We start from the raw sequence: 18,819 nt of genomic DNA, 5'->3' as shown, positions 1-18,819 counted from the left end.
GTTATGCCTGTCGAAGAGACCACCATGAGCGACGTTCAAGAATTCATCCGCGAAACCGTGACCCAGCACCCCGTCGTGCTGTTCATGAAGGGCACCGCCCAATTCCCGCAATGCGGCTTTTCCGGCAAGGCCATTCAGATCCTGAAGGGCTGTGGCGTGAAGAAGCTGGTCACCGTCAATGTGCTGGAAGACGACGAAGTCCGCCAGGGCATCAAGGAATTCTCCAGCTGGCCGACCATCCCCCAACTGTACGTGGCGGGCGAATTCATCGGCGGCTCGGACATCATGAACGAGATGAATGAATCCGGCGAACTGAAGACGCTGCTGGAGCAATCCGGCGCAACGGCTTAACGCCTCGATGCGTCGGCTTGTTATCGGCATCACCGGCGCCACTGGCGCGCTCTACGCGGTGCGCATGCTGCAAGCATTGCGCGGCGTGGACGATGTGGAGACGCATCTGGTGGTGTCGGCCTCGGGCGTGCTGAACATCAAGCACGAGCTGGACGTTAGCCGCCACGACATCTACGCGCTGGCCGACCACGTGCATTCGGTGCGCGACGTGGGCGCCACGCTGGCCAGCGGCGCGTTCCAGACCGCAGGCATGGTGATCGTGCCGTGTTCGATGCGCACGCTGGCGGCCGTGGCCCATGGCTTGTCGGATAACCTCATCACGCGCGCGGCCGACGTCACCTTGAAGGAACGCCGCCGCCTGGTGCTGATGGTGCGCGAAACGCCCTTCAACCTGGCGCACTTGCGCAACATGACGGCCGTAACCGAAATGGGCGGCATCGTGTTTCCGCCGCTGCCGGCGTTTTATCACCGCCCGGCGTCCATCGAAGAAATGGTGGACCACACGGTCGCACGCGTGCTGGAACTCTTCGACATCGTCGTGCCCGGCCCGCATTGGGAAGGCATGAAGTAGTGCGCCTGCCAGGCAGTCAGCCTGCCAGTCAGCTAGGCAGCCAGCCAGGCAGTCAGCCAGCCAGCCCAAAATACAAACAGCCCCGCATGCGGGGCTGTTTGCATGGGCAGGACGTTGGCCTATTCCACCAGCCCCAACCCGTTCAACGCCGCCAGGTTTTCCGGCCATTGGCGCGCGCGGGCGTTTTGCAATTCGATGCGCGCCCAGGCCATCCAGCCCGCCCATTCAATGCGCTTGTCCCACGCCGTGCCCCACGCTTGCAACGCGGCAAGCCCGGAGGCGGCGTGCTGTTCTGCGGCGTCGAAATCGCCCGTGGTCAGCGCCAGTTGCGCCAGCAGCAAGCGCGGTTCGCCGACCCAGGGGTTGTGCGCTACGGCGGCTTCCAGCAGATGGCGCGCGCTATCCATTTCCGTCAACGGATGCATGCGCGTGATGACTTGCCAGTACAGCGCGCTGGCCGCCGCTTCGTCACGCGGGCTGAGCGTGGCGCGGCATTGGTCGAACGCGGGCGGGATGGGGATGCCGGTATCGGCCGATATGGGCGACGAAGGCGACAAGGGCGACAAGGGCGACGAAGGCGACAAGGGCGCCAACAGGTGCGACAACATCGACAGGATATTCGACGGCGGTTTCAGCGGCCCCGGCCACAACGACGACGCCCAGTTCGTCTTCAAGTCGCGGCGCTGTTGCTGCGGATACCCCGCGAAGATCTCGTCTTGCCAGCTGTGCCATTGCTCGCCGATGTCGGCGGCGGACACCACGATGAACGCGGCAACCTGGCGCGGCGTCAGCGTGAAGACCTGTCCGTCCGTGCCCTCAAGCGTCATGCCTTCGACGCCCGTGCCTTGCCCCGCCAGCACGGCCTGCACAAACTTCGTGCGCGGCATTGCGCAGAACAGGCTGACCCATTCTTCGGCTTCTTCGCCCAGCACCTCGCGCAAGGTCGAGCGTTCGCGCTCGCGGTCGAACAAGGTCAGGTCCACGTATTCGTTGCCGTAAACGCTGTGGAACAGGCCCAGCAGGCGCACTTCGCGCGGCTGGTTCCACAGCGTCAGCGTGCGGTACACGCCCAGCAGGTGATGCTTGAAGGTGCCGGCCTTGTGCCAGTCTTCTCCGGCGCTGCGGGCGAACAGCAAGTCCAGCAGCGCGGGCAGGTCGGCGTCGACGGCGGCGTAGTGGTCAGCGAGCAGGGCGCGCGCATGCGGATGGAGTTCGGGGGATGTGGACATGGCATGAAGGCGTGTGATTGAAAGCAGCCGCTATTGTGTCCGCATGACGCGGGCTTGTCATGGCGCAGCGCTTATATCGTTTTGCACATATCAATATGAATATTCATCGCTTCCAGTTTTGTAGGGCGGTCAATAGAATCGCGGGTCATTCTTCCTACTCTAGAGATGTCTCATGCGCCTTCGTCATTCCTTGGTTGTTTTCGCCGCCGTGCTCGGATTCGCCAGCACCCAAGCCATGGCGCAGGACGCCGAATTGAAGGTGGGCGTGACCGTCGGCCCGCACGCGCAAATTGGTGAAGTGGTGCAACAGGTTGCCGCCAAGCAGGGCCTGAAAGTGAAGCTGATCGAATTCAGCGATTTCATTCAGCCCAACGCCGCGCTGGACGCCAAGGAACTGGACCTGAACATCTACCAGCACAAGCCTTTCCTGGATTCGCAGAACAAGGCGCGTGGCTACAAGCTGGTGCCGGTGGCGACTGCGGTGGTGCAGCAAATGGGCATCTATTCCAAGCGATTGAAGTCGCTGGATGATTTGCCGCAAGGCGGCAAGGTCGCCATTCCCAATGACCCGACCAACGGCGCCCGCGCGCTGCTGGTGTTGCAGGCGGCCAAGCTGATCAAACTGAAAGACGGCGTGACGGTGACGGCGTCGTTGTTCGATGTGGTCGAGAACCCGAAGAAACTGAAGTTCATCGAAATCGAAGCCGCGCAATTGCCGCATTCGCTGTCGGACGTGGACGCGGCGGCGGTGAATTCGGCCTACGCCATCCCGGCCGGCCTGTCGCCCGCCAAGGACGCGCTGGCGCTGGAAAGCAAGGACGCGCCGTTTGCCGCCGTGGTGATCGCCGCGCGCGAAGACAACAAGAACGACCCGCGCATTGCGCGCTTCATCAAGGCGTATCAGTCGGACGAAGTGAAGGCGTTTGTGGCCAAGCAGTTCCCGGGGGCGTATTCGACGTCTTGGTAAGGCAGTAGCAGCGCCGCCCGCCTTCCAAACGCGGCGCCTGCAACGGGCGCCGCGCGGCAGGTGAGGGCGGTCAGGCGTACTTTCCGGTCAGCCCGCCATCCACGACCAGCTCTGTGCCGGTGATGTAAGACGCATCGTCGGATGCCAGGAACGCCACGGCGCGGGCGACTTCCCACGGCGTGCCCATCCGGCCCATCGGCACTTGCCGGTCGCGCGCGGCCAGCGCCGCCTGCAAATCGTCAGGGTCGAACATGCGCGCCACGTTTTGCGCCACGCGCGGCGTATCAATCAGCCCGGGGATCACGGTATTCACGCGGATGCCATCGGCGGCATATTGCTGCGCCGCCATGCGCGCGAAGTGAATGACGGCGGCCTTGCTGACGCTATAGGCCAGGTGGGGATAACCGGTGTACCGAATGCCCGCGATGGACGACACCGTGACGATGGCGCCGCCGCCCTGTTGACGCATCACGGGCACCAGCAAGCGCGTGGCGATCAGCAGGCTGGTCACGTTCACTTGCTGGATGCGATCCCAATCTTCCAGGGAAATATCTTCCGGCCCGCCCACCTTGCCGATGCCCGCGTTGGCTTGCAGGATGTCGATGCGGCCGTAGCGGCGCAGCGCGGTGTCCACCGCCGCCTGCATGGCTTCCGGGTCGGCCACGTCCGCCTGCACCGGCAAGGCGCTGCCGCCGGCTTGCTCGACTTCGTGAGCCGCATCTTGCGCGGCGGCCAGGTTGGCGTCCAGCGCGACAATCGCCGCGCCTTGTTGCGCCAGTGTCACGCAGCTGGCCTTGCCAATGCTCCACCCGGTGGCCGACGCGCCCGCGCCGGCCACCAGCGCCACCTTGCCCGCCAATCGTGCATCGCTGCCGGCCGCCGTCATGCGGATTCTCCGTCCTCTTGCTGATGCGTTTTGCCCTTGCCGACATAAGGGATGGCGTGGTCGATGGTTTCCCAGATGTAGCGGCCAGACGGGCTCTGCTGTTCTTCCGCCACGTGCGACACCAGGCCGGCGGCGCGCGATATCACGGCAAAGCCGCGCATCAGATTGGTTGGCACGCCGATCTCGCTCAGCAGCGCCGCGACCGCGCCTGTGGCATTGATGGTGATGTGCTTGCCATAGGTTTCATCGACGGCGGCCGCCAGCAGGCGCAACGCTTTCAGGGATGCTCCTTCCAGGTCGGGTTCGGCTTCGGCCAGCGCCAGCAGCTTGATCGAGCGGGGGTCGTCGGGCTTGTGCAAATGGTGGCCGAAGCCGGGCAGGGCCTGCCGCTGTTCGCGGAACTCGCGCGCGATGGCCAGCGCTTCGGCGCGGCCGTCCGGCGCCTGCTTGATGCGGTCGAGCAGGCGTGAGCAATTTTCCATGGTGCCGACAAACTGGCTGCCCACCGCCATCAACCCCGAGGCCACCGCGCCTTGCAGGTTTTCGGGGGCGCTCATGTAGATCAGGCGCGTGGCGATGGCGCTGGGCGTCATGCCATGTTCCATCAACGTGACCAGCACCGCGTCCACGATGCGCATGTCCACGGGCCGCGCATCGCGCCCAAGGATCTGCATGATCATGACTTCGGTGAAGGTCTTCTTGCCGATCAGGTCATCCACCAGGTCGACGTCGCGGTACGACATGCCGGTCAAATGATGGGCGCAGAGGCGGGTCTCGGGGGTGTTCATGGCGTCTCCTTTTGTGCGGCGTCGCGCACGGCATTCTTCAGAACCTTGCCGACGCTTGAGCGCGGCAGGCTGTCATGGATATGAAATTGCTTGGGCGTGGCGACCGGGCCCAGCAGGGCGCGCACATGGGCTTTCAGCGCATCGGCATCGGCCTGCGCGCCGGGGTGGAACTGCACGGCGGCGTGGACCGCTTCGCCCCATTTGTCATCCGGCAGGCCGAACACCGAGCACTCGTACACGGCGGGGTGTGACGACAGCGCGTTTTCGACATCGACCGGGTAGACGTTGAAGCCGCCGGTGATGATGACGTCGCGCAGCCGGTCCTTCAGAAAGAGATAGCCGCGCGCATCGATCAGGCCCGTGTCGCCGGTGTGCAGCCAGCCGTCGACAAGCGTTTCGGCGGTTTTCTCCGGCAGGCGCCAATAGCCCGTCATCGTCAGGTCGCCCTGCACCACCACTTCGCCGATCTCGCCGCGCGGCAGCAGCGTGCCGTCGGGCGCCATGATGGCCACGTCGGACAGCCACGTTGCACGCCCGACCGACGCGCGGTTGCGCGGGTCGTTCAGGTCTGCCGGGCGCAGCACGGTAGCGATTTGCGGCGCTTCGGTCTGCCCATAGGTCGTGCCCAGCACCGGCCCGAAAAATTCGCGTGCGCGGTCGATTTTTTCAGGCGGCATCGGCGCGCCACCGTAGATCAGGTTGCGCAGCTTGGGAAAGTCAGCGCGCGACACGCCATCCTGCGCCATGATCATGTAGATCAGCGTGGGCGGCATGAAGCTGAGCGTGCCGCCCCGTTCCCGGAAGGCGGCGGTGATGGTGGCTGGGGTAACGCTGTCCAGCAGCAGGTGCGCACCGCCACTGGCCAGCACGGGCAACACATACGTGCCGGTGCCGTGCGTGATGGGCGCGGACACCACATAGCGGTCGTCGCGCGTCAGCGCCCAACTGGATATTTGATTGATGATGCCCGCGTTCCACGCGCGGTAGGGCTGCATCACGCCTTTGGGCAGCCCTGTCGTGCCGCCCGTGAACTTGATGGCTTGCGTGGCATCGCGGGACAGCGCGTGGCGCGTGGGCTCGCGTCCGGCGTACTGGCGCAGCAGCGCGTTCAGGCGCAGGCTGTCGCCCGAGCCGCCGTCCCCGTCATCCCCATCATCAAGATGGATGCGCGCGCCATCCCCCGTGGGCGTCAGCGGGGCGCCGGCCGGGTCGACGATGACGATGGACGGCGTGGTGGCATCCAGGATGCGCCCGATTTCCCGCGCAGTGCTGCGGTAGTTGAGCGGCACCCAGATTTTTCCGCTGGCCAGCACGGCAAGCAGCGCCAGAATGTGCCGCGCGGAATTGCCCGCACAGATGGCCACGCGCGTCTGCGGTTCGGGGTCCAGAGCTTGAAGGGCGGCCGCCAAGGCCCGGGTGCTGGCGGCCAGCTCGGCGTAGGTGATCACGCCTTCGGGGCCGTCCAGCGCAACGCGTTCGGGATACTGCTCCGCCGCGCGGAAAAAGAAATCGATCGGGTACACCTTGTGCTCCTGGAAACTAGTTCGCCTTGATGTCGGCGCGTTTGACGACGGCGGCCCATTTGTCTATTTCGCTGTCGATCTTCTTCGCGAAGGTCTCGGGCGTGTTGGGCGTGGCGGGGGCGTAAAAGCCGGCCTGCTGGTACGACGCCTGCAATGCCGGACTGGCAAGCGCCTGGTTCAACGCTTCATTCAGGCGTGCGATGACGGCTTGCGGCGTGCCGGCGGGCGCCACCAGGCCGAACCACGATTCCACGTCAAACCCCGGCAAACCGGATTCGGCCAGCGTGGGCACGTCGGGGGTGGACGGCAGGCGCTTCGGCGACGTGACGCCAATGGCGCGCAGCTTGCCGGCCTGCACATGCGGCAACGAAGAAGGCAGGTTGTCGAACATGGAATCGACCTGGCCCCCCAGCAAGTCGGCCACGGCCGGGCCGCTGCCGCGGTAGGGCACATGCAGGATGTCGGTGCCCGTTTCCATCTTGAACAGCTCGCACGACAGGTGAATGGATGAGCCGCTGCCCGATGACGCGCAGGTCAATTTGCCGGGATGCGCGCGGGCATAGGCGATGTATTCCTGCACGGTCTTGACCGGCAGTTTGGGGTTGACGACCAGAATGTTCGGAATGGTCGCCACCATGCCAACTGGCTTGAAGTCTTTGACGAAGTTGTAGTTCAGCTGGCTGTACAGGCTGCGGTTGATCGTGTTGGCGATGGACCCCATGTACAGCGTGTAGCCGTCAGGCGCCGCGCGCGACACGATCTCGGCGCCGATATTGCTGTTGGCCCCCGTCTTGTTTTCAACGACGAAGGTCTGGCCCAGCGTTTCCGATAGCGATTTGGCCATCAGGCGCGCGACGATGTCGGTGGCGCCGCCCGCTGCGTAGCCCACCACCAGGGTCACGGGCCGATCGGGATAGGGTTTGGCGGCCAGTGCTGGGGCGCTGGCGGCCAGCGCGCTGCCAAGCGTTACCGCAACGGCGGCCAAGCGCCTTGTCAATGCAGTCTTCATGTTTGTCTCCGTCCTGTTTTGTCTAATATTTGGACAGATCTTTGTCTGCCCGATTTCATATTGGGCTTTGATACAGGCGTCAGCAACGCAGGGTGTCCAAAATATGAACAAACCGGAATCGGAGTCCTCGGGGCCTGTGGTCTTGCGCCGCGGGCTGCGGGTGTTGGGGGTGCTGCGCCAGGCCGGGGCGGGCGGCATGCACGTGGCCGACATTGCGCGCGCCGCGGCCATGCAGCGATCTACCGCGTATCGGTATCTGGAGGTGTTGGTGCAGGAAGGCTATGCGTTGCGCGAGTCCGCGGCGCCTCGGTGGCGGATTGCGGAACTGGGCGTGATGATGGCGGGCGACCCGCATGCGCAAGCGGTGCGCGGCTTGCGTCCGGTGCTGCGCCAGATCAGCGACGTGACCGGGGATTCGGCCTTTCTCATTTGCCGGGCGGCGAACGATTCGCTATGCCTGCATCGCGAAGTGGGCAATTACCCGGTGCAGGTGCTGGCGGTAACGGTGGGGCATCGTCAGCCCTTGGGAGTGGGGGCGGCGGGCTTGGCGCTGTTGGCGGCCTTGCCGCCGGCCGAGGCCGACGAAGTGGTGACCCAGAACGAGCAGGCGTTGCGCGCCTATGGCGGCATGACCGGCGTGCAGATGCGGCGCCTGGTTGAGAACACGCGTGACCGGGGCTGGTCGGTGGTGGGCAACGCCGCGGTGCCCGGGGTGTTGGGCGTGGGCGTTGCCGTGTGCGATGCAAACGGCTATCCGCGCCTGGCGGTCAGCGTATCCAGCCTGATCGACCGGATGCAGGCCCTGCGCCAGCGCAGCATTGCGGAGCTGATCCGCAATCAGCTGGCGCAGGACGAGGTCAAGCCGCAGCCGGCGTCGGCGCCCGGTACGTCTTCTGGTAATGCACCGTGAACGTCTGGAACGCGGCCAGCGCCTTCTTGGGATCGTGGCCGGGCTTCACCAGAAAGCTGTTGAAGCCGACGCGCGCCTGATAGTGGATGGTGTCGATCATCACATCACCCACCGCGCGCAGCTCGCCCGTCCAGTGGTACTGCGTGCGCAGCAGCTGCGCCAGCGAGTAGCCACGGCCGTCGGTGTAGACGGGGAAGTCCACGGCGATGAAGGCGATGCCAGCGGGGTTCAGCGTGCCATCGGGCTCGGCCAGATCACGCAGGTCGGCGTCGGCGCCCAGCAGCACGGCCACCGGATGCTGATGACGGCGGAGCGTGGCGCGAGAGGTTTTCCAGATGGACAGCGGCACAACCCAGCCGGGCTCGTCGCTTGGCACCTGGCCTTCGGCGGCCACTTCGGGTTCAGGCACAAACGGGCGCGAGGTATCGGCTTGCAGTTGGCCGTCGCGAATCAGGTGCGGGCCGGGGGCGTCGTGGGCGTAGAGGTCAGACATGAGCGGGCTCGGCGCTTTGTGCGGGTTTGGCGAAGGCGGGGTCAGCGTAGACGTCTTGCTTGAAGGGGTCGATGCCAACGCGGTCCACCACGTCGATGAAGCGTTCGATTTCGCTGTCGCGCAAACCGAGATAGGTGCGGATCAGGCGGTCGACCACACCCGGGACTTGGTCGCGGGCGAACGACGGGCCGATGATGCGGCCAACGGCCGCGCCGCCACCGCGCGTGGATTCCAGATCGGGCAGGGGCTTCGCGCCACCGTTCTGGCGGCCGCCCAGCGTGACCTGATACCACTCTTCGCCGGCCTTATCGACACCGAGGATGCCGATGTGCCCCACGTGGTGGTGGCCACAGGAGTTGATGCAGCCCGAGATGTTCAAGTCGAGTTCGCCGATTTCGAACAGGTAGTCCAGATCGTCGAATTGGCGCTGAATGGCCTCGGCCACGGGGATGGAGACGGCGTTGGCCAGCGCGCAGAAGTCTCCGCCCGGACAGGCGATGATGTTGGTCAGCAGGCCGACGTTGGGCGTGGCCAGGTTCAGCGCTTCCAGCTTCTGCCAGAGCTCGTGCAGACGGGCGCGGCGCACGTCGGCCAGGATCAGGTTCTGCTCGTGCGACACGCGCAGCTCGCCGAAACCGTAGGCGTCGGCCAGGTCGGCCACGGCGTCCATCTGGTCGGCGGTGATGTCGCCCGGCGGCACGCCGGTGGGCTTGAGCGAAACGGTGACGGCGGCGTAGCCCGCGACCTTGTGCGCGTGCACGTTGGTGCGCAGCCAGCGCGCAAAGCGCTTGTCATTGGCCGCCAGCACATCGGTGTTGTCGGCGTCGGTGGCGGCGGCCGCCTCGTATTGCGGCCAGACGAAGCGGGCCTTGATGCTGTCGACGAATTCCTGGGTGATGGTGTCAGGGCCGCCCTTGATGAGCTGCCACTGTTCATCGACCTGCTGTGCATAGACTTCGGGCGTCAGGTCCTTGACCAGGATCTTGATGCGCGCCTTGTACTTGTTGTCGCGGCGGCCATGCAGGTTGTAGACGCGCAGCGCGGCCTGCATGTAAGTCAGCAGGTCTTGCCATTCGACAAACGGGTTGATCAGCTTGCCGACGATGGGCGTGCGGCCCATGCCGCCGCCGACCCACACGCGAAAGCCCAGCTTGCCGTCGCGCTCAACGGCTTGCAGGCCGATGTCGTGCACGCCCACGGCCGCGCGGTCTTGCACGGCGCCGCTGACGGCGATCTTGAACTTGCGCGGCAGGAACGCGAATTCGGGATGCAGCGTGGACCACTGGCGGATGATTTCGCACCACACCAGCGGGTCGACAAGTTCGTCTGGCGCGACGCCGGCGAAGTGGTCGGTGGTGGTGTTGCGGATGCAGTTGCCGCTGGTCTGGATGGCGTGCATCTGAACGGTGGCAAGCTCCGCCAGGATGTCCGGCACGTCTTCCAGGCGGGGCCAATTGAACTGGATGTTCTGGCGCGTGCTGAAGTGGCCATAACCGCGGTCCCACTTGCGCGCAATGTGCGCCAGCGTGCGCAGTTGGCGCGAGGCCAGCATGCCGTAGGGAATGGCCACGCGCAGCATCGGCGCGTGGCGTTGGATGTACAGGCCGTTCTGCAGGCGCAGAACGCGGAATTCATCTTCGGTGAGCTGGCCATCGAGGAAGCGGCGCGTCTGATCGGCAAACTGCGCGACTCGCTGCTCGACAAGCTGCTGGTCGACGGGGTCATACACGTACATGTCTACTGCCCTTGAAGTCTTCTCGGTCTGAGCCCTTTGCGTCCGGCGCGAGGCGGCGGGAAAAGGGGATTCATAACCGTAACAGGCAGCAGATATCAGCGTCTAAGTCATTCTGGTAATAAGGAAATAAGGCCTCGGCGCAGGGGCCGTAGCGTCACAACGCGGCGTTGACCGCCCAGCGTGCGACCAGCACCAGAACAATCACCAACACCGTGGCCATCAGCAGCCCCGTTGCTATCAACGGACCGGGTTTGTTGTTGGCGATGTCGGCGTCATAACCGCGGCCGCGCCGCACGCCGAAAAAGCCCCAGAGCACGGAGCGGACCGTGCGCAGGAAACTAAGCATATGCGCCTCCTGGCGGATGATGGGAACTGGCACTGTAGGCGTTGCTGCGCGACCCAAACAGATGCAGATCCGCGTCAAGCGACCAGATCAGATGCAGGCGCCGCGGGTGCGCCGATGCCGCGCACGATGTGTTCCAGCAATTCCCGCGCGGCGGGCGAAATGTGGCGGCCGGCGCGGCTCAGCACGTGCAGGCTGCCCTGGTTCAGGATCGGATTCGCCAGCGGCAGGCTGGCCAGACGCTTGGCGCGCATGTCGGCGGTGACGGCGATGGGCGGCGTCAGCGCGTAGCCGATGCCGGTTGCCGCGAATTGCCACAGCGCCTTGAATGACGACGTTGTCAGCACGTTGCGCAGCCGCACTTGTTCGCTGATCTCGGCGGCCTGAATGTGTTGCCGCACGCCAAACCCTTCCTGCATCGACGCGCCGGGATAATCCGCCAGGTCCGTCAGCAGCAGGGGGCGGCCCAGCCGCGTCAGCGGATGGTCCTGGCGCACGATGGCGCGTATGGGTTCCGGGCGGGAATAGTGCGTGCGCAGGCGGGCGTCGGTGGGCGGCTGGAACACCAGTCCTATATAGGCACGGTCATCCACGATGCGCTGCACGATCTCGGACGTGCGGGCGACATCAATGTCCAGCGTGACCTCGGGGTGATTGCGCCAGTACTCGGGCAGCACGCGATCAAACATCAGTTCGACAAAGCCTTCGCCCAGCACCAGATCAATATGGCCGCGTTCCGCTTTGCGCAGGCTGTCGATTTCCGAGAAAAAGCTTTCCTGGATATTCTGCTGCCGCTTCACATAGCGCGCCAGGATGTGGCCGGCGTCGGTCGGCACCACACCGCGTCCGCGCCGTTCGAACAGCGCCATGCCGCAGTCGCGCTCCAGTGCGGCAATGGCGCGGCTGACGGCGGACGGGTCCATGTCCAGCACTTCGGCGGCGCCGCGCACCGAGCCGCGGCTCATGACCTGCATGAAGTAATGGGTGCGGCGAGCGTCGAGTTTTTCGTCCATGGCGGGGCTCTGTCAGTCTGAGTGCGGCGGGAGATCCACAGTGCTTTCCTAGGGTTTACCCGTAAAATACGGCATCTCTTGCAAAATTTTCCCAGGAAAAGGCTGTGCGTTGCATTTTACGCAACGCTAATGCGCAGGTGGTGTCATGGTTGCCCCGAAGGCCCCCAGGCGAAAATCGCGCCTGCTGCCTCGGCGCGGCCGCTCTGCGATGCCGCGCCCTACGAAAACTTATTCACGTTCATCAGGGGAATTCGATGTCTCACGCCAGCATGAGTCTGGCCGCGCCTTCCATGTCGCTAGCCGCGCGCGTCCGCATGCTTGCCGCCATTTTGTTGGTGGTGGTCATTTCGGAAGCGATCGGCAGCGTCACCTTCGCGGTAGGCCCGGGCAAGATCGTTCTGCAACCGATGCTGTGGGCGATCTTCATCGGCGCCATCGTGGCTGCCTTTGGCCAACGGCTGCCGGAAGGCTCGGGCATCGACAAGGCCATGCAGACCCGCATCAGCGGCTATCTGCAATACGCGTTGCTGCCGTTCCTGGCCAAGCTGGGCCTGATGGTGGGCGGCGCGCTGCCGCAGGTGCGTGAAGCCGGCTGGGCGCTGGTGTTCCAGGAATTCGGCCACTTCTTTGGCACGATGGCCATTGGCCTGCCGCTGGCGCTGCTGCTGGGCATCAAGCGCGAAGCGATTGGCGCGACGTTCTCGGTGGGCCGCGAGCCCAGCCTGGCAATCATCGGCGAACGCTATGGCATGAATTCGCCGGAAGGCCGTGGCGTGATGGCCGAGTACATCACCGGCACCGTGATCGGCGCGCTGTTCGTGGCGCTGATGGCCGGCTTCATCACCAGCCTGAACATCTTCGATCCGCGTTCGCTCGCCATGGGCGCCGGCGTGGGCTCGGGCAGCATGATGGCCGCTGGCGTGGGCGCAATTGCGTCGCAGCAGACGCCGGAAATGGCGCACCAGGTGGCCGCGCTGGCCGCCGCCGCCAACCTGCTGACGACGGTGGTTGGCGTGTACTTCACGCTGTTCATCTCGCTGCCGACGACCATCTTCCTGTACGGCAAGCTGGAACCCGTGCTGGGCCGCTTCTCGCGCAGCAAGTCCGACGAAGCCGTGGTCGACAACAGCGTGTCGGAAGACGTGCCGGCGCATAACTCCAAATTGGGTTTTGGCGACCGCCTGACCGCCTATGTCATCTGCGGCCTGTTCGCGCTGGTGGGCAACCGCCTGGGCTACAACGTGCCGTTCATGGACGCGCTGCCGGGCATGGGCATCATCATTTCGCTGGTTGTGCTGACTGACCTGATCCTGCGCGTTGTGCCCAAGCTGCCGGCCGTGTTCGTGCTGTCGCTGATTGCGATGACCGCAGGCTGCCCGGGCGTGCTGCCGTACTCTGACCAGATCATTGCGCTGGTCGGCAAGGTCAACTTCCTGCCGTTCACGACGGTGATCCTGGCCATGGCCGGCCTGTCGATCCTGAAAGACCTGCCTGCCTTCCGCAAGCTGGGCTGGAAGATCGTGGTGGTGTCGCTGGCCGCCAACGCAGGCACGTTCCTGGGCGCCACGATGATCGCGGAATTCTTCCACTGATCCCGTTGCGTGTAAGCGCTGCTGAGTAAAAAAGCCGTCTGCAAAACAGGCGGCTTTCTTTTGTGCGGACCGGTTGTGTGAACGGGTTGTGCGAACGGGTTGCGCGACCCGTTTACGCGAACACGTTGCGCGATCTGCGCGGACAAACCCTTTGCAGCGGCCCGCCGCGTTAAGGCGTGAAGCCGGGCCGGTAGCGGGCGTTGTCGGTGACGTTTTCGGTGGGGCCGATGTTGGCGACTGCCGGGACGGCAACGGCGGCCGCCTTCACGGCCACAGCGGTTTGCAGTTCCTGTACTTGCGGGTTGCCCATGGCAACGCGATAGGGCTGCAACGGCGTCAGGCCTTCGATGGTGCCCAGGTCGTTGGCGCTGCCGGCGCGCTGAGCCGCCGGGTCGGGCAGGGCGGTGTAGTCGTCCACCGCGCGGCGCAGGCGCATATCGGCGTATTGGTCGCGTAAGACATCCAGATTGGGCAGTGGCGCCGCGGCAGGCAAATGCCGCGCGGCGGCGCCAGCGCGTGCGTGCTGGGCGATGACGCCAAAGGAGTTCGGCGTATTCCGCGCATCCGCCTCGCGGTTGCGGGCAATGCGCTGGGCTTCCCACGCGGCTTGCGCTTGCGCGCTGCGTTGGGCGTCGCGGACGGCGGCGTTCTTCGCCAGCCGTTCGGCTTCCCAGGTGGGGCGGGTATCGTCCACCAGCGGCACGCGCGCCGGGTAGGGCGCGGTAACGCGGGGGATGGGGGAGATCGCAGTCACGTTCATCCGTGCTCCCTGAGTGAGTGGGCCAGGACCTTTACATTGGTCCGGCCCGGGGCCGACGAGTTCAAAATTTACCGCGTTGCGGGCGCGGCGTCGTGTCAGCCCCTTGCACTAGGCGTCAAGGCGTAACCGGGAGCCAGGCGTGATTGAACGCCAAGGCGTGACCCGGATGCGTCAGACCGGCGGCAGCGTCGACTGCATCGACCCGTCAGGCCGGCGGCAGCGTTGATTGCATCGACGGGCGCGCGTTGAAGGTCTTGAACCATGCGGCAACGCCGGGGTGCGTGCTGCGCCAGTCGTAGCTGGCGTAACGGAAGTCCAGATAGCCCAGCGCACAGCCGATGGCGATGGTGCCGATGTCCACGCGGCCGTCCAGGCGGGCCACGTCTTTTTCCAGCTGCGCCAGGGCGTCGTGCGCCTTGCTCATCTGGCCGTCGACCCAGTCGGTCCAACGCAGTGCTTCGGGGCGCAGGGCGGTTTCGTAGCGGGCCAGCAGCGCGGCGTCCATGACGCCGTCGCCTAGGGCTTGATCCGCCAGCGCCTGCCAACGGGCGCGGCCGCTGGCGGGGAACAGGCTGCCCCCGCCAATGTCATTCAGGTATTCGCAGATGACGCGGCTGTCGTACAGCACCTGGCCGTCGTCCGTGATCAAGGTGGGCACCTTGCCCAGCGGGTTGCTGGGGATGATGCTCTTGTCGCGGGCGACGGGGCCAGCGGCGCTGGGCAGTTGCTCAAGGCGTTCCGTCAGCCCCAGTTCGTGGGCAATGACCATGCATTTGCGCACGAAGGGTGAAGACGGCGAGAAAAACAATTTCATATCGGTCCTTGTCGGTGGCCAGGCAGTCTGGGAAGAAAGCGAAAAGCAGCCGCAAGCGTACCGGATATGCGCCTTATTCGGTGATGCCGGTTTCCAGGCAGGGATTGAATTCGCCCGTGTCCGGATCGCGCAGGAACAGCACGCCGGTGGCCACGCCGAAGTACGTGCCGTGCAATTCCAGTTCGCCGTTTTCGACACGGCGGCGGATGGACGGGAACGTCATCAGGTTGTTCAGGCTGTGTTCGACCACGGCCAGTTCCAGGCGCTTGAGCTTGGTCTGGCGGTCGCCGGTGCCGGGACCCAGGCGTTCCGCCATGGGTTCAATTTGCGACATCCATTTGCCGATGAAGTCGCCCTTGGACAGCGGCTTGGCGTCGTCGAAGAACGAGCGGATGCCGCCGCAGGACGCATGGCCCAGTACGACGATGTGTTTGACGTTCAGGCCGTTGACCGCGAACTCGATCGCGGCGCTGGTGCCGTGATAGGACGATTCGGAATCCGGCTCACAGGGCGGCACCAGGTTGGCGACGTTACGCACCACAAACATCTCGCCTGGTCCGGCGTCAAAGATCACTTCAGGCGACACGCGAGAATCGCAGCAGCCAATGAGCAGGATTTCCGGGCTTTGCCCGATTTCAGCCAGTTTCTGATAGCGGCTGCTTTCCGAATGGAAACGGCCGCCCAGGAACGATTGATAGCCTTCGGTGAGTCTTTTAGGGAACATGGTCTTCACTTCCTAGTAACGAGGCCAGGCTTGCTGGCACGCCGACAGACGCAATAAGGGGCTTCGTTTGGAAGCCCCTGTTATCGAGTCGGCAAGAAGAATTTTCCCATATTTGTCCCTACAATCCCCTGTCTAAACCCTGCTTGGCAAAGGGTTTTTTGCCTCATCGGGGCAATCCCCCGGGCGTGCCGTGGGGGCTCACATTCATTGAGCCCTGACGTCCAGCACGGTCACCTTGGTGAATTGCAGCGGCGTCACCGCCTTGACCAAGCGGATCTGTCCCGGGGGAATCGGGCCGATCACGTCGTCGTTCACCCGGCCCACTTCGCGCCCTTGCGCGTCATAAAGCACGTAGGTCAGCACCGCGCTTGAGACCGGGCGGCCCGACAGGTTGGCCAGCGACCCGGTGATGGTGGACATGTTGATGTTGGTATCGCGCACCGCCTGCACATTGCCTAGCGTGACGCCATAAGTCAGGCTTTGCGCACTGACGGCGCCGGACATGCCGGCAAGCAAGGCTAGGGAAGCAAGGGCAAGTTTCATGGCGGTCTCCTGTGTGCCGGCGTGGCGGCGCTTGACTGTCTGCGCCGCCGTTTGCGCCGTCCGCGCATCATGCGGACAGGCTTATCTCACTCCTTTCCGCGGCCGCGCACAACGGGGCAAAAGGATGAATCGGTAACAGGTTGCGTGGGTTGTTCCCATATTCGTCGCCTAATGACAAGAATGCGTCGGAATGTCTCTAGATTGAGATTTTTAGGCCCTGTATTTTCTTAACTTTTCGATGCTTGCAGTGCGGGGTGGTTTGTTCGATGATGGCCGGGTCGGCACTGGGCCGACGGCCCGTTTCAGGCACGTTCCCACGCAAGCGGGCGCTTAACGCAAGGGAGAAACTCATGCTTTCCCGTACTAGCCAGTTGGCCTCGGCCATTGTGTTGTCCGCATGTTTTTTCGGGGCATACGCCCAGACCCCCGCCGCGCCTGCGCCCGCCAAGACGCCCACCCCGCAGCAGCAGCGCATGACCGAATGCAATAAGTCGGCCACTGGCAAGACAGGCGACGACCGCAAGACCTACATGAGCTCCTGCCTGAAAGGCGAAGCGCCCGCGCCGGAAAAGCAGCTGACGCCGCAGCAGCAGAAAATGAAGGACTGCAACGCCAAGGCCGGTGATCAGAAGCTGACGGGCGACGCGCGCAAGACCTTCATGAGCACGTGCCTGAAGGGCTGATCGTTCGGCTTACGCCGTGGCGATCGGCGTGACCGGCGAACCGATCGCATGCGGCAGGCGCAGCGGCGGGGCGGTCAGCATGAAGTGATGGCGGCCATTGGCGTACAGGAAGTCCGCCAGGTCCTTCAGATACCAAAGCTCCGCCAGCGGCAGGCCCAGTTTGAACAGGCAATGGTGGTGCAGCGGCAGCATCGCGCGCGGGCCGGTTTTTTCGCGGGCGGGGTAGGCCTCGACCGCGTAGTTGTCGGCGCAGATCGCGGCGATGCCGCTGTCCGTAATCCATTGCAGCAGCGCTGCGTCCGTGCCATCCAGCGCCGCGCCGTACGTGTGCAGCACGTTGGGGTCCGGCGTGCCGTTCATGGCGACGACGGCCTCGGCGTAGCCCGTGCGCAGCACCAGCATGTCGCCGGGTTCAACGCTGATGCCATCCGTTTGCAGCACATGCATCAGCTCGGCGTGGCCGATCAGCGTGCGGCCCGGACCGTAGTGGCGGAACAGGTCCACCAGCACGCCGCGGCCTTGCATGCCTTTCTGCGCCAGGTTTTCCACCCCCAGCTTCAACGCCGCGGACGGGCCGCCGGTTGAGCAACCGCAGCCGGTGTGTTCACTGTCAGCGGGGCCGACGACATCAACGCCCGCCTGAAAGCCGTTGTAGTAGCGCAGTTCAGGCGTGCCATCCCCATCAGCGTCAAACAGCGCGCCCACGTGCGCCAGCGCGTCCCACTGCGTGGAGTACTGCATCGACAGCAGCACCTGATCATCGCTCAGCACGTCCAACGCATCCGGGTTGACGTTCTTCAACGGAAAGTTCAGGTAGGGCGTGCCGGCCAGTTTCGTCGGGCTCAGTTGCGGCGGATGGCGGCGCGGGTTGAGCACGTTGCCGCCGGGCAGGTCCAGCGGCAGCGACAGGCAGAAGGTCTTGCCCGCGCGAATTTCGCGCGCGCCCTTCAGCACTTGTTCTTCGGTGATGAGGTTCAGGCGGCCGAGTTGGTCGTCAGGCCCGAAGTCGCCCCAGTTGGAGCCTTCAGGCCGGTGTTTCCAGCGCTGCATGCGGTTACTCCGTCAGGAAGTCGACGACCGCGCGGGTGAAGGCTTCCGGTTGCTCCCAGTTCGAAATGTGGGAGGTATTCAGTTCGACATAGCGCGCGCCGGCAATGGCGGCAGTCAGTTCGCGGCCTTGGGCGGGCGTTGCCGCCAGGTCGTGCGTGCTGCTGATGACGAGCGTGGGCGCGGTGATGGCGGACACTTGCTCGCGGTAGTCGGCGTCGCGCAGCGCGGCGCAGTTGGCCGAGTAGCCGGCGTCCGGCGTGCGGCGCAGCATGTCGATCAGCACTTGCGTCAGGCCCGGTTCGGCGGCGCGGTAGTCATCGGTCAGCCAGCGCTCGACGAGCGTGGGCGCCATCTTTTCCAGCGTCTGATCGGCAACGGCGGCGATGCGGGTGCTCCAGCCTTCGGCCGAGCCGATGCGCGCGGCGGTGTTGCACAAGATCAGCTTGCCAACGCGTTCCGGGTGCGCCAGCGCCAGCGCGATGCCGGTCGGGCCGCCCATGGACAGGCCGCAGAAATGTGCGCGCTTGATGTTCAGATGCGCCAGCAGCTCGGCGACATCGCCAGCCAGTTGCGCAAAGGTGTATTCGCCATCGGGAATCGACGACTTGCCGTGGCCGCGGGTGTCGTAACGCAGCACGCGAAAGTGCTTGGTCAGTTCGGGAATCTGGCGGGCCCACATGTCGGAGCAGGTGCCCAGCGAGTTGGAGAGCACGAGCACCGGCGCGTCGGCGGGGCCATCGATGACGTAGAACAGCCGTGCCTGGCTGAGTTCGGCGTAAGCCATGTGGGAATACCTCGGATAAGACAGCGGCCGCGCAATCGGCGGCCGCTTGGG

General features: G+C 64.7%; 21 protein-coding genes. 6 read left to right on the top strand and 15 right to left on the bottom strand.

Annotated features, from left to right (window positions below; all coding sequences use genetic code 11):
• Nucleotides 1-24 precede the first annotated feature (24 nt).
• Both grxD and HV765_RS27140 read left to right on the top strand, forming a co-directional pair.
• Nucleotides 25-351: a Grx4 family monothiol glutaredoxin gene (gene grxD, locus HV765_RS27145; RefSeq protein ID WP_006227137.1), complete on the top strand. Its 327-nt coding sequence runs from the start codon at nucleotides 25-27 to the stop codon at nucleotides 349-351.
• Nucleotides 352-358: 7 nt separating this feature from the next.
• Nucleotides 359-922, top strand: a complete 564-nt coding sequence (locus HV765_RS27140) for a UbiX family flavin prenyltransferase (RefSeq protein WP_006227138.1) — start codon at nucleotides 359-361, stop codon at nucleotides 920-922.
• A gap of 119 nt (nucleotides 923-1,041) precedes the next feature.
• Here the strand turns inward: HV765_RS27140 and HV765_RS27135 are convergent, their stop codons facing one another.
• Complete coding sequence (locus HV765_RS27135) at nucleotides 1,042-2,151, bottom strand: DUF6817 domain-containing protein (protein ID WP_175171565.1); 1,110 nt, start codon at nucleotides 2,149-2,151, stop codon at nucleotides 1,042-1,044.
• Between the two features lie 172 nt (nucleotides 2,152-2,323).
• On the opposite strand from HV765_RS27135, the gene HV765_RS27130 reads away from it, so the two are divergent.
• Nucleotides 2,324-3,118 carry a MetQ/NlpA family ABC transporter substrate-binding protein gene (locus HV765_RS27130; protein WP_175171564.1) on the top strand — a complete coding sequence of 265 codons (795 nt, stop codon included), beginning with the start codon at nucleotides 2,324-2,326 and terminating at the stop codon, nucleotides 3,116-3,118.
• A 70-nt stretch (nucleotides 3,119-3,188) separates the two neighbouring features.
• Here the strand turns inward: HV765_RS27130 and HV765_RS27125 are convergent, their stop codons facing one another.
• Genes HV765_RS27125 through HV765_RS27110 form a run of 4 tightly spaced genes read right to left on the bottom strand, consistent with a single transcriptional unit; the run spans nucleotide 3,189 to nucleotide 7,324 of the window.
• Nucleotides 3,189-4,004: an SDR family NAD(P)-dependent oxidoreductase gene (locus tag HV765_RS27125; protein ID WP_175171563.1), complete on the bottom strand. Its 816-nt coding sequence runs from the start codon at nucleotides 4,002-4,004 to the stop codon at nucleotides 3,189-3,191.
• A complete protein-coding gene (locus tag HV765_RS27120; RefSeq protein ID WP_054427016.1) occupies nucleotides 4,001-4,792 on the bottom strand; it encodes a citryl-CoA lyase in 792 nt (263 codons plus the stop codon). The genes HV765_RS27125 and HV765_RS27120 overlap by 4 nt, the downstream gene beginning before the upstream one ends.
• The gene (locus tag HV765_RS27115) at nucleotides 4,789-6,315 is read right to left on the bottom strand and encodes a class I adenylate-forming enzyme family protein (protein ID WP_175171562.1); all 1,527 of its coding nucleotides are present in this window, start codon (nucleotides 6,313-6,315) and stop codon (nucleotides 4,789-4,791) included. The genes HV765_RS27120 and HV765_RS27115 overlap by 4 nt, the downstream gene beginning before the upstream one ends.
• A gap of 16 nt (nucleotides 6,316-6,331) precedes the next feature.
• Entirely contained in the window at nucleotides 6,332-7,324 is a 993-nt protein-coding gene (locus tag HV765_RS27110) for a tripartite tricarboxylate transporter substrate binding protein (protein WP_175171561.1), read from the bottom strand.
• Between the two features lie 103 nt (nucleotides 7,325-7,427).
• On the opposite strand from HV765_RS27110, the gene HV765_RS27105 reads away from it, so the two are divergent.
• Complete coding sequence (locus HV765_RS27105) at nucleotides 7,428-8,234, top strand: IclR family transcriptional regulator (RefSeq protein WP_175171560.1); 807 nt, start codon at nucleotides 7,428-7,430, stop codon at nucleotides 8,232-8,234.
• Here HV765_RS27105 and HV765_RS27100 read toward each other — a convergent pair.
• The 4 genes from HV765_RS27100 to HV765_RS27085 all read right to left on the bottom strand — a co-directional run bounded on the left by HV765_RS27100 (nucleotide 8,182) and on the right by HV765_RS27085 (nucleotide 11,818).
• Complete coding sequence (locus HV765_RS27100; protein WP_175171559.1) at nucleotides 8,182-8,727, bottom strand: DUF934 domain-containing protein; 546 nt, start codon at nucleotides 8,725-8,727, stop codon at nucleotides 8,182-8,184. The genes HV765_RS27105 and HV765_RS27100 overlap by 53 nt on opposite strands.
• Entirely contained in the window at nucleotides 8,720-10,462 is a 1,743-nt protein-coding gene (locus HV765_RS27095) for a nitrite/sulfite reductase (RefSeq protein WP_175171558.1), read from the bottom strand. The genes HV765_RS27100 and HV765_RS27095 overlap by 8 nt, the downstream gene beginning before the upstream one ends.
• Before the next feature lie 154 nt (nucleotides 10,463-10,616).
• Entirely contained in the window at nucleotides 10,617-10,808 is a 192-nt protein-coding gene (locus HV765_RS27090) for a DUF2970 domain-containing protein (protein WP_054427022.1), read from the bottom strand.
• Nucleotides 10,809-10,882: 74 nt separating this feature from the next.
• Complete coding sequence (locus tag HV765_RS27085) at nucleotides 10,883-11,818, bottom strand: LysR family transcriptional regulator (RefSeq protein WP_175171557.1); 936 nt, start codon at nucleotides 11,816-11,818, stop codon at nucleotides 10,883-10,885.
• A 254-nt stretch (nucleotides 11,819-12,072) separates the two neighbouring features.
• Here HV765_RS27085 and HV765_RS27080 point away from each other — a divergent pair, with 254 nt between their 5' ends.
• Nucleotides 12,073-13,410 (top strand): DUF3100 domain-containing protein, encoded by a 1,338-nt coding sequence (locus tag HV765_RS27080; protein WP_175171556.1) that lies wholly within the window; start codon nucleotides 12,073-12,075, stop codon nucleotides 13,408-13,410.
• A gap of 169 nt (nucleotides 13,411-13,579) precedes the next feature.
• Here HV765_RS27080 and HV765_RS27075 read toward each other — a convergent pair whose 3' ends face one another.
• From HV765_RS27075 to HV765_RS27060, 4 genes are all read right to left on the bottom strand, one after another.
• Entirely contained in the window at nucleotides 13,580-14,170 is a 591-nt protein-coding gene (locus HV765_RS27075) for a hypothetical protein (protein WP_175171555.1), read from the bottom strand.
• A 205-nt stretch (nucleotides 14,171-14,375) separates the two neighbouring features.
• Nucleotides 14,376-14,984, bottom strand: a complete 609-nt coding sequence (locus tag HV765_RS27070) for a glutathione S-transferase (RefSeq protein ID WP_175171554.1) — start codon at nucleotides 14,982-14,984, stop codon at nucleotides 14,376-14,378.
• Between the two features lie 73 nt (nucleotides 14,985-15,057).
• A complete protein-coding gene (locus HV765_RS27065) occupies nucleotides 15,058-15,708 on the bottom strand; it encodes a carbonic anhydrase (RefSeq protein WP_054427027.1) in 651 nt (216 codons plus the stop codon).
• 204 nt (nucleotides 15,709-15,912) lie between these two features.
• On the bottom strand, nucleotides 15,913-16,251 hold the full coding sequence (locus HV765_RS27060; RefSeq protein WP_054427028.1) for an FxLYD domain-containing protein: 339 nt from the start codon (nucleotides 16,249-16,251) through the stop codon (nucleotides 15,913-15,915).
• Nucleotides 16,252-16,601: 350 nt separating this feature from the next.
• Here HV765_RS27060 and HV765_RS27055 point away from each other — a divergent pair, with 350 nt between their 5' ends.
• Entirely contained in the window at nucleotides 16,602-16,934 is a 333-nt protein-coding gene (locus HV765_RS27055; protein WP_054427029.1) for a PsiF family protein, read from the top strand.
• A gap of 9 nt (nucleotides 16,935-16,943) precedes the next feature.
• Here HV765_RS27055 and HV765_RS27050 read toward each other — a convergent pair whose 3' ends face one another.
• Both HV765_RS27050 and pcaD read right to left on the bottom strand, forming a co-directional pair.
• Complete coding sequence (locus HV765_RS27050; protein ID WP_175171553.1) at nucleotides 16,944-17,984, bottom strand: cyclase family protein; 1,041 nt, start codon at nucleotides 17,982-17,984, stop codon at nucleotides 16,944-16,946.
• A 4-nt stretch (nucleotides 17,985-17,988) separates the two neighbouring features.
• Nucleotides 17,989-18,768 (bottom strand): 3-oxoadipate enol-lactonase, encoded by a 780-nt coding sequence (pcaD, locus tag HV765_RS27045; RefSeq protein WP_054427031.1) that lies wholly within the window; start codon nucleotides 18,766-18,768, stop codon nucleotides 17,989-17,991.
• Nucleotides 18,769-18,819 lie beyond the last annotated feature (51 nt).

This window comes from Achromobacter kerstersii (assembly GCF_902859595.1).
Taxonomy (GTDB): Bacteria; Pseudomonadota; Gammaproteobacteria; order Burkholderiales; family Burkholderiaceae_B; genus Achromobacter; species Achromobacter kerstersii.
This window is presented reverse-complemented; position numbering and strand designations above follow the sequence as displayed.